The sequence below is a fragment of the Pseudomonas sp. PA-4-8C genome, assembly GCF_021606625.1.
Lineage (GTDB): Bacteria > Pseudomonadota > Gammaproteobacteria > Pseudomonadales > Pseudomonadaceae > Aquipseudomonas > Aquipseudomonas lactis.
The window spans coordinates 1-9,417 of the sequence record NZ_WKCD01000224.1; the positions used below are offsets into that span (position 1 = coordinate 1).

10 protein-coding genes are annotated in these 9,417 nt (G+C 60.5%); 4 read left to right on the top strand and 6 right to left on the bottom strand.

The genetic code is table 11. The annotated features are described in order from the left end of the window. The 3 genes from GIW04_RS23515 to cyoE all read left to right on the top strand — a co-directional run. Positions 1 to 418, top strand: a 418-nt coding sequence (locus GIW04_RS23515) for a cytochrome c oxidase subunit 3 (protein ID WP_236479240.1), incomplete at its 5' end; no start/stop codon positions are given. Between the two features lies 1 nt (position 419). Beyond that, a complete protein-coding gene (cyoD, locus tag GIW04_RS23520; RefSeq protein ID WP_120248344.1) occupies positions 420 to 758 on the top strand; it encodes a cytochrome o ubiquinol oxidase subunit IV in 339 nt (112 codons plus the stop codon). A gap of 14 nt (positions 759 to 772) precedes the next feature. After that, positions 773 to 1,612: a heme o synthase gene (gene cyoE / locus GIW04_RS23525; RefSeq protein WP_232964791.1), complete on the top strand. Its 840-nt coding sequence runs from the start codon at positions 773 to 775 to the stop codon at positions 1,610 to 1,612. Between the two features lie 128 nt (positions 1,613 to 1,740). On the opposite strand, the gene GIW04_RS23530 is transcribed toward cyoE, so the two are convergent. From GIW04_RS23530 to GIW04_RS23540, 3 genes are all read right to left on the bottom strand, one after another. Next, the gene (locus GIW04_RS23530; protein ID WP_183043782.1) at positions 1,741 to 3,336 is read right to left on the bottom strand and encodes a histidine kinase famiy protein; all 1,596 of its coding nucleotides are present in this window, start codon (positions 3,334 to 3,336) and stop codon (positions 1,741 to 1,743) included. 111 nt (positions 3,337 to 3,447) lie between these two features. Further along, positions 3,448 to 4,332 (bottom strand): manganese catalase family protein, encoded by an 885-nt coding sequence (locus GIW04_RS23535; protein ID WP_034135316.1) that lies wholly within the window; start codon positions 4,330 to 4,332, stop codon positions 3,448 to 3,450. 165 nt (positions 4,333 to 4,497) lie between these two features. Further along, on the bottom strand, positions 4,498 to 4,728 hold the full coding sequence (locus GIW04_RS23540) for a hypothetical protein (RefSeq protein ID WP_003190458.1): 231 nt from the start codon (positions 4,726 to 4,728) through the stop codon (positions 4,498 to 4,500). A 319-nt stretch (positions 4,729 to 5,047) separates the two neighbouring features. Here GIW04_RS23540 and GIW04_RS23545 point away from each other — a divergent pair, with 319 nt between their 5' ends. Further along, entirely contained in the window at positions 5,048 to 5,230 is a 183-nt protein-coding gene (locus GIW04_RS23545; RefSeq protein ID WP_003190457.1) for a general stress protein, read from the top strand. A 68-nt stretch (positions 5,231 to 5,298) separates the two neighbouring features. Here GIW04_RS23545 and GIW04_RS23550 read toward each other — a convergent pair whose 3' ends face one another. From GIW04_RS23550 to GIW04_RS23560, 3 genes are all read right to left on the bottom strand, one after another. Further along, positions 5,299 to 6,417: a fimbrial protein gene (locus GIW04_RS23550; RefSeq protein ID WP_229999502.1), complete on the bottom strand. Its 1,119-nt coding sequence runs from the start codon at positions 6,415 to 6,417 to the stop codon at positions 5,299 to 5,301. Between the two features lie 2 nt (positions 6,418 to 6,419). Continuing rightward, positions 6,420 to 8,963 (bottom strand): fimbria/pilus outer membrane usher protein, encoded by a 2,544-nt coding sequence (locus GIW04_RS23555; RefSeq protein ID WP_310674202.1) that lies wholly within the window; start codon positions 8,961 to 8,963, stop codon positions 6,420 to 6,422. 87 nt (positions 8,964 to 9,050) lie between these two features. Beyond that, on the bottom strand, positions 9,051 to 9,417 hold a 367-nt coding region (locus GIW04_RS23560; protein WP_442962806.1), incomplete at its 5' end, for a fimbrial biogenesis chaperone.

Consider the following 9,417-nt stretch of genomic DNA (forward strand, 5'->3'; position numbering starts at 1 on the left):
GCCCTATGTGCTGGCCGAAACCATGCTGCTGCTATTGAGCAGTATCACCTACGGCTACGCCATGCTCGCCATGAACCACGGCAAACAACGCGATGTGTTGCGCTGGCTGGGGCTCACGTTCGTGCTGGGCGCGGGCTTTATCGCCATGGAGATCAACGAATTCCACCACTTGATCGCAGAAGGCTACGGGCCGGACCGCAGTGCCTTCCTGACGGCCTTCTTCACCCTCGTCGGCACCCACGGCGCGCACGTGTTGACTGGGCTGATCTGGATGGCGGTGCTGATGGTCCAGGTCAAGCAACGCGGCCTGACCAGCACCAACGCCACCCGGCTCAGTTGCCTGAGCCTGTTCTGGCACTTTTTGGACGTGGTATGGATCTGCGTCTTTACCGTGGTCTATCTGTTGGGGGTGGTGTGACATGTACAAGCAAAGCTCGCTTCACAGCAGTGCCGGTACGAGCCATGGCAGCAGCCGCTCCTACCAGGTCGGGTTCCTGGTGTCGGTCCTGCTCACCCTGATCCCGTTCGGCCTGGTGATGTTCCCGTCACTGCCGCGCACCTTCACCGCCTGGCTGGTGGTGGCGTTGGGCGCGATACAAATCGTGGTCCACCTCAAGTTCTTCCTGCACCTGGACACGGCCGAAGAACAACGCTGGAACCTGATTGCGCTGATTTTCTCGGCGGTCATCATTCTTCTGTTGGTGGGGCTTTCGCTATGGATCATGGACAGTATTCATCACAACATGCTGGCGCACTGAAACACTGGCGGGGGTTGTTCAATACCGCTATCGAGCTCACCAAGCCGGGCATTATTGTCGGCAACCTGGCCTCGGTGCTGGGCGGTTACCTGCTCGCCGCCAGCGGGCATGTGGCCTCGGTGACGCACGGGCTCGCGACCCTGCTCGGCACGGCTCTGGTGATCGGGTGCGGTTGTGTCATCAACAACTGCATTGACCGCGACATCGACCGGCGCATGGTGCGCACCTGTCATCGGCCATTGGCACTGCGCACCATCAGAGTGTCCACTGCCGCAGCCTATGCGATCGTCCTGGGCGCCTGCGGTTTTGGCTTGCTGTGGGCCGGCAGCAATGCGTTGGCGTGCATGCTGGCCATGGTCGGGCTGGTGATCTATGCGGGGGTCTACACCTACTGGCTCAAGCGGCGTTCCCACTGGGCCACCTTGATCGGCAGCGTCTCTGGGGCGATGCCGCCGGTGATCGGCTATTGCGCGGTCACCGGGCGGTTTGACCTCACGGCGTTGCTGCTGATCGTGGTGTTCTGTTGTTGGCAGATGCCGCATTCACACGCGATCACCGTGATGCGCCGCGAGGATTTCCGCGCCGCAGGCCTGCCGCTGCTGAGCCTGGCCCAAGCCCACCGGCAGATACTGGCGTACATGCTGGCCTTCCTCGCAAGCGCTCTGATGCTGGGCGCGGTGGCGCAGATGGCGGCGTTGTATTTTGTGGTGATGCTCGGGCTTGGGGGGTATTGGCTCACCCTGGCGGCCAACAGCACACGACTGACTGACCCGACCGCCTGGGCGCGCAGGATATTCGGGTTTTCGATAGTGCTGGTGCTGGCGCTTAACCTGGCGTTGGCAGTACTGAGGTAGCTCTGCGGGCAGCGCCCTCCCCCTGTAGGAGCGAGCTTGCTCGCGAAAAACGTCAACGATAACGCGGGTTGCCTGCATAAACGCGGCGCCTGTGAGTTTTTCGCGAGCAAGCTCGCTCCTACAGAAGGTCATATCGTCGTCGGCTGTCTGGCATCAAGCACCGCACGGATTTTGCGGGGCAAGTCAGCAGGCTGATACGGCTTGGGAATCAACTCGAACTCATGCACCTCTATGTCCGCGCGGGCCAACGCGTCTTTCGCATAGCCGGTGGTCAGCAAGATCCTGATGTGCGGGTACAAGCGCGACACCTCCCGCGCCAGTGCCGCGCCATTCATTGCGCCGGGCATGATCAAGTCACTGAACACCAGGTCATACGTCGCCTGCCTGAGCATGCCCAATGCCTCGGCGGCATTGAGGGCGATGTCTGTGTGGTAACCGTAGTCAGACAGAATGACCTGCGCCAACTCGGCCACCTCGGGCCGGTCCTCTACAATCAGGATTCGCTCGTTACCTTGGGGTGAGGTCGCCTCAGGTGCCTGCTCGACCCACAGCTGGCTGTCATCGGCCGGAAAGTACAAGCGTATCGTCGTACCGATGCCCGGGTCTGAATGAATCCGCGCTGTGCCGCCCGATTGCTTGACGAAGCCGTACACCATCGACAACCCCAGGCCCGAGCCCTGGCCTTCTTCCTTGGTGGTGAAGAACGGCTGCATGACTTTGTCCTGAATACCTGCGTCGATGCCGTTGCCGTTATCCGAGACCGAAATGCTCACGTAACAGCCCTCGGCCAACCCCTCACGCTCGGCATCGATATCGCCGGGCACTTGGACGTTGCAGGTCTTGACGGTGACCGACGGATCAGCACGCCCGTGCAAAGCGTCTTGGGCGTTCGACAACAGATGCTGCACCGCCAGCTCCGCCTGGACCGGGTCGATGCGGCAATTCCACAGCTCGTCGGCAAGCTCCACCTGCAACGCGACGCCCCGCAGCGCACGGGCCATGAAGTCCGGGCGGCCGAGCAAGCTGTTCAAGTTGATCACCCGGCTGTCGAGCCGTTGCTTGCGCGAAAACGCCAGCAACTGCTGAGTCAGGGTTTGCGCTTTTTCCGCCGCCGCCCTGGCACGGCTGGCGCTGCTGACGATGCGCTGCGGATCGCTGCCGGGGCGCTTGGCGCTCTGCTGGATCAAGTCGAGATAACCCATCATCACTTGCAGCAGGTTATTGAAGTCATGAGCGATGCCACCGGTCAGTTGCCCCAGCGCTTCCAAGTCTTGTGCGCGACGCACGCGCTGCTCAGCGTCGTGGCGCCGGCTCACGTCCAGCTGCGAGGCGAAAAAATACACCAGTTGCCCACGTTCGTTGAACAACGGCGAAATGAACAGCTCGTTCCAGAAGGTCGAGCCGTCCTTGCGGTAATTGAGCACCTCGACACAGGCCTCATGGTGCCGCTCAACTGCGCGTTGCACCTGGTGCAGCGCGTTTTTGTCGGTTTGGGGCCCCTGCAGGAACCGGCAATTGCGGCCAATCACTTCGTCCAGTTCAAAGCCTGTCAGGGTCAGGAACGCCTGGTTGGCAAAGATGATCGGGTTATCAGGCCCGGCGGGGTCGGTCACGATCATTGCGCTGTGGCTGGCTTGCATGGCCGCAAAGAACAGGTCTTTGCGGCTGGCAGACAGCATCGCCAATTCCATACCCTCGACCACAGGCTTCTTCTTTGTCGCCAAGGTTCACCTCCAGATACGTGGTATGTGTTCCATGGACCGTGAAAATGCTGCGCAGTGCCATCAAAGGGCGCGGCGCCCGTGATTGGGCGCCGCGCGACCGTACAGCCTGGGTCATGGCTCAGGTTTTGGCTGCAGCCCCCTGCCCAGGTCAGCGCCGGTGGTGGGGTCGCTGGTGGGGTCCGAGAGCGTGCGGATCTTCATCGCGCTCAGCACCGCTTCCTCGTCGGCGTCCAACTGCACGCTGGCGGTGCCGTCACCGCCATCGACCGCCGGTTGTGGGTTTTCCACGAACTCCCAACCATCACCCTGGTTCCAGGGCCCGCGCAGGTTTTCCGCACCTTGGGACATGTTGAAGTACACCTGGGTGAACTCCGGCTTGCCCGGCAACTTGCCTTGGGGGAAATTCGGTTGAATGGCATGCAGCGCTTTTTCGAATGAAAGCTGGTGAGCAATTTCCCGCGTCATCAAAAACCCCAGCGCATCTTTTACTCCCGGGTCATCGGTGACGTTCATCAGCCGCTCATAGACGATTTTGGCCCGGGCTTCAGCGGCGATGTTCGAGCGCATGTCTGCGGTGGGTTCACCGATGGTGTCAATGTAGGCGGCAGTCCACGGCACACCGGCAGAGTTGGTCAACGGCGAGCCCGCCCCGTACAGCAGGCTGGTGATATGCGAGTCATTACCGGCGCCATTGAGGGCACGATACAACTCGCCCTCCTCTTCCACGCCTTCGGCCATCCGCCCCTTGGCGCCCTTGTTGAGCATCACGATGATGGAGCCGACGATCTCCAGATGGCTGAGTTCTTCGGTGGCGATGTCCATCAGCAAATCTTTGCGCCCCGGGTCGTCTTCCGCCAAGGCTTGGGTGAAGTAACGGGACGCGGCGGCCAACTCACCTTGAGCGCCGCCAAACTGCTCGAGCAAAAGGTTGGCCAGGCCCGGGTTGGGCTCGGCGACACGGACGGTGTATTGAAGTCGCTTGTTATGTAGAAACATGAACAAATCTCCTCAGGCTTACGGAAAAAGGCGCCCTGCTGGAATGCGCGCCTACCTTGCATGGGAAGTGGCCTGCGCATGGAAAATTTCAAAATAAACCGGCGCCTCACGACCAGCGGTAATACGCTGCAGGCCAAGCGAAACGGCGCTTGTAGCGCAGCTCTCTCAATCGGCACCGTGGTTTTCCGACTCGGGCACGACGTCGATGCCGGGCGTACCGCTGGCGGGTTTGATGCTGGCGTCAGCGGGTGTCGCGGCGCTGTCGGGATGGTCCCAATCGGTGGTCGCGTTGGGGTCTTCGTCGCGCCCGGCAGTGCCAATCACGCAACCGTCTTCATTGGGTGCGTCTGGTTGCTCAAGCGGCCGGTACTGTGGGTTGGATGGGTTGTGCTTCATGGCTGAAATGCTCCCGTTCACAGGTTAGGAACCTCGTTGGAACGACGCCTTTTTTGGAGTGCGACGAAAAAGACGAATGGCAGGACCCTAAACTAAGCCGGCAGTTTCGATCTTATTAATACCGAAGCGCTGACCGGCAATAAAAGTTATACGAAGCGGCGCATCAACCAAGTTCCTGTATAACTTTTTCAGCGAAATCACCGTTCGTCGCCGGTTAGAAAAATCGGTAAAACATTTCCCAAACAGCCAATATCGGAATAAGTGTCCGTTGCGAAACGGCCAACTAACGAAACGCTAACTTAGCGATTGGAGAACTATCATGACTACAGGTAATAAAAACCCGGGCAACTTTGCCAATGATCGCGAAAAAGCCTCCGAAGCCGGTAAAAAAGGCGGCCAGGCGTCGGGCGGCAACTTCGCCAACGACCGTGAAAAAGCCTCGGAAGCCGGCCGTAAAGGTGGGCAGCACAGCCATGGCGGCGGTCGGAAGTCGGGTTCTTGAGTAACGGTGGGAGGGGCAGCCTGGCTGCCCCTTCAAACCAAACGCACAGAACATAAGTGACATATTCATCACTGATAAATAATCGTAAACGTCGCCGACGCATTGGCCGGGCCTGGCGTGACTCGGTTGGCGGTTTGCAGATAACGGGCACGCAAGCGGATGTTGTAGCTGGACTCGAAGGACAGTGGGTTAATACCGCTGGCCCGATTCATCCCCAGGGGTACCGGGGTACTGTCTAGTGTCGCTACTTGGATGCCGACTCCGCTTGCGGCAGGCGAATTACCTGTGCCTGTGGGATCAATGCTCAGCACGCCCGTACTGGCATTGATCGCCGGGCGCGAGGAGTCGATGCGAAATTGCAGGGTGTTACCCGCTAGGGTTCCGCCGGAGCCAACGCCGGTGGGTGAATTACCACTTTGCGAAAGCCAGCCAGGTCCGGTGGTGGAATAGGTGCCATGGAACGCCGGGCAATCATTCAAGTTGATGGAAAAATCTGTCCACCCTGTGGCGCTGTTAAGCCCGGTGAACTTATTGGTCAAGTGCGTCCCCATCGGCACTGAAACATCCGGCGTACTGCAGGTGCGCGAGACAATCTGGATACTGCCGGAGATGCCCATCCTGAAACCCTGCATCCTGGCATCGCCGAAGTTGCCAAACAGGCTCACGACCGGCAATGAGCTGCCCGCCAATACACCTGGCGTTACTTCCCCTAGTTTGATCAGTATCAATTCGAAGTTCGAAGGTCCATCAAACGGAATCAGGCAGCGAGAGCCCGATGTGCAGGCAGTCCAGGATTTGTTGGTTTGCCTGGGCAGCACGCCGCCGAGACTATTGATAACCACCCCCAGCCCTGGAATTCGGGTTCTGTAGACCTTGTTGGCATAGGGGCCGCTGGACCAATTGGCTAAGCCAGAAGTCGCCTCGACCGTCAACTCGGTCCACTGTTGAAACGGAGCAAACCGGCAGTCCAGCTCGGGTGCCTGGCCCAAGGCCATGCTGAAGCGCTGTCGATAGACTTCGGCGCCCACCGGCACATCACGTCCGACGGTAATCGCCGAGACCTGCAATGGCATGTTGCCCACTGCGGCCTGGATACCGTTGTTATATGTACAGGTCACTGCCATGGCCGTATCGGCCATCGCCCAAAGTGCCGCCAGCGCTAGGCTGGGTTTGATCAAAGCGCCCATGTTCATAACGGTACCTTTTGCATGTTGTTGGGCGGCGTGCTGCCCGCGACCTGTTTGCCGGCGGCGCAAATAGCGTCCACCTGCTGCAATTGCTGGCCCTCGCCGGGGCCGGGAGGAATCATCAGGGCACACTGTTGATGGGTCTTGCTGCCCCAGTTGATCAACAACTGGCGGGTTTCTGGCTTGATCCGGGCATAGAGCAGACCGCCCTGCCCGACCATCCCCACCGAGGCGCCTTCGCCGTCGGTCACGCCTGCGCCAAATGGCAAGCTGCTGCCATCGTCCAGGCGCACATTGAGCAGCACCGCACGGCCCTGATTAGTGGTGTATTTAAGATGCACCACGGCACCGGCGCGTGGGGCGACTTGTTGGCTGGTCTCGTTGAGTTCGACATCCAGCGAACTGCCAATCGGGTCGATGGCCACCTCGTTCAGCTCATAAGGCCGTAGGTACGGCACCACGGCATTGCCGCGACTGTCGAGCGTGAGGCCGGGGTATCCCGAAACCTTGGCGCCCGCGGCACCCGGCGCACTGACCACCGCCATGGTTTCGCCGCGGTACGGCGTCATGGTCACACCCTCGGCGTGGGCCACCACGGTGCCGCTGGCGCCCATCGAGGCACTGGTATAGCCATCGCCACGCCCCAGTGCCGCACTGAGCATGGCTCGCCCACCCGTGTACTGACCGTTAAGCGCGGCGCTCTTGCTGTGGTTGGCGCCGTCATGGCCGAAATTGGCGCTATAGCCATATTGACGGTCTTGGCCGGCGGTGCCGCTGATACCGGCCTGCTCACTGTAATTGCCTTGGGTATCGCGGCCCACCTGCGCGGTTATTTGCGGAGTGTTACCCGACGCGCCGAAATCCAGGGGCATGCTCATGGTCAGCAAAAAGCTGTTCTCCATGTCGCCCAGCCCCATGCGGCTGCGGTTGGCATTCACACTGAAGCTGACGCGGTTGAACTGCTTGCTGTAGCTGAACTGGTACTGCACATCACTGCCCGGCTGATTCCAGTAGTTTTGCGCGTAACCGCTGATAGAGACTTGCCCCCAAGCCCCAAGGTTCTGGTCGGCGGTCACCGAAAAACGACTGCGCGGGCGACCGAACATGCTCGAATCCCAGCCATTTTTCTCGGCATCCAGCAGTTGGATGGCGTTGCTGAAATCCAGGTAGTCCTGAGTGGAAAACCGATAGGCCGCCAGCGAGAAGTTACTGCCGGTACTGAGCACATTCTTGCTGTACGACACCCGCATGCTCTGGCCCTTGGCAGCGCCGCCGGCCAGGTCGGTCTGGGCGTGCGTGATGTCCACGGCCATCGCACCGATGGGTGTGCCGAACGCCAGGCCGGTGAGCACCGCCGTGTAGTCATCGCTCGATTGCAGACCGGCAAAACCGGTGAAGGTATTGTTCAAGCCGTACTGCACAGTCCCTTGCAGCAGGCGCGCCTGATCGTCGACGAAGTTGTTGCGGGTTTCACCCGCGGTGAGGCTGAACCGCGAGGTGCCGGGGCGTAGCAACTGGCTGACCGAGGCGTAGGGCACGATAAAGTTCTGCTCAGTGCCGTCGGCTTCGGCCACGCTCACGCTGAGGTCGCCACCATAGCCGGTGGAGTACAGGTCATCGATCACAAACGCGCCGGGCGCCACGGTGGTTTCCAGCAAGATATTGCCGGCCTGGCGAATGGTTACCCGCGCATTGGTGCGGGCAATACCCCGGATGACCGGCGCATACCCGCGCATCGAATCAGGCAGCATGCGGTCGTCAGTGGACAATTGCACGCCACGGTAGGACAAGGTGTCGAAGATCTCGCCGGTGGTGTTGGACTCACCCACCGTCAGTTGGCTTTTCAACGCGGTGATATCACGCTGAGCGTATGTGTCCAGAGCCTGATACCGGCTGCCCAAACGTGACTGCCAGCTCATGGACGCGTTGTGGCGCAGGCGCCAGTCCCCCAGGTTCAGGCCCGCGTTGAGGCCCATGAACGCCGAATCGGAGTTGCCACTGCGGGTGCGGTTACGATTGGCGTTGAAGTTGTAGCTGAGCATGGCGGCCGTCACGCCACGGTCCCACAACTGCGGGCTGACGTAACCCCGCGCATTACGCTTGAGCGCCACCTGGGGAATGCTCAGGTCCAGCGCCTGGTTCTCTGGGGAGAAGTTCGCGGTAGCGCCAGGGATTACCTGCCACACTGCCGGGCACGCCTGACTGTCGAGCATCGTGCTGGCCTCGGGCGTAAGGCTGGCCATTTGCACACCCTGGCGCTCAAGCAAGCCACGGTTCATACACACCACCGGCTTGCTGCCGTCGGCCTGGGCGTCAATGCGAATATCCTGCCGGTTGTTCAGTTGCCCGTTGAGGATGATGTCGGCTCGGTATTGACCGGGCATCACCGGGTTGCCGGCCTGGTAGGCACTCAGGTCAAGATTGCGCGAGTCTTCGGGCAGGAAGGCGTCATTGAACTGCACTTCTTGCGCCAACGCGCCTTGCATGCTCCACACGCCTGGAGCAATGGCCAATGCCTTGAGGATCAGGGCAGTGAGCGGATTCAAGGCGAAGCGAGGCCGCGCCCGCAGAAAAAGCCTGGAGCAAGAAAAGGTCGACATAGATGACTCGCGGGTAAAAACGTCAGGAATGGATCAGGGCTGCAGCGTGTTGCGGGTCGGGACCAACGCGCCGTAATCGTTGATGGCGCTGAACTCCACTTGTGCCTGGCTCGACGGCCTGGCCTTGAGCGTGGGCAGCGCGAACTGCCGGGTTTCCCCAGGGCCGACCATGCCGTCCTCACTGCGATAGCGTTGGTTACCCGCCACCAGGTCCAACTCGATCAGCGAGACGTGGAACGCCGACGGGTTGTACGCCTTCAGCGCCAGGCCTTGGCCATCGCGTGCCGTAACCAATTGCCACTGCACCTGCTCAACCGCCTCATTGGGATTTCCAGGCAAGCCGACCGGGCGATAGAACAGCTTGATGCGCGAACGGAAAGCCATTTGCAGCGTGTTGAGG

Bases quoted from the DNA above. Each gene is read 5' to 3' on its own strand.
- cyoD (WP_120248344.1), top strand. From the start codon at position 420: ATGTACAAGCAAAGCTCGCTTCACAGCAGTGCCGGTACGAGCCATGGC.
- GIW04_RS23545 (WP_003190457.1), top strand. From the start codon at position 5,048: ATGACTACAGGTAATAAAAACCCGGGCAACTTTGCCAATGATCGCGAA.
- GIW04_RS23535 (WP_034135316.1), bottom strand. From the start codon at position 4,332: ATGTTTCTACATAACAAGCGACTTCAATACACCGTCCGTGTCGCCGAG.
- GIW04_RS23550 (WP_229999502.1), bottom strand. From the start codon at position 6,417: ATGGGCGCTTTGATCAAACCCAGCCTAGCGCTGGCGGCACTTTGGGCG.
- GIW04_RS23540 (WP_003190458.1), bottom strand. From the start codon at position 4,728: ATGAAGCACAACCCATCCAACCCACAGTACCGGCCGCTTGAGCAACCA.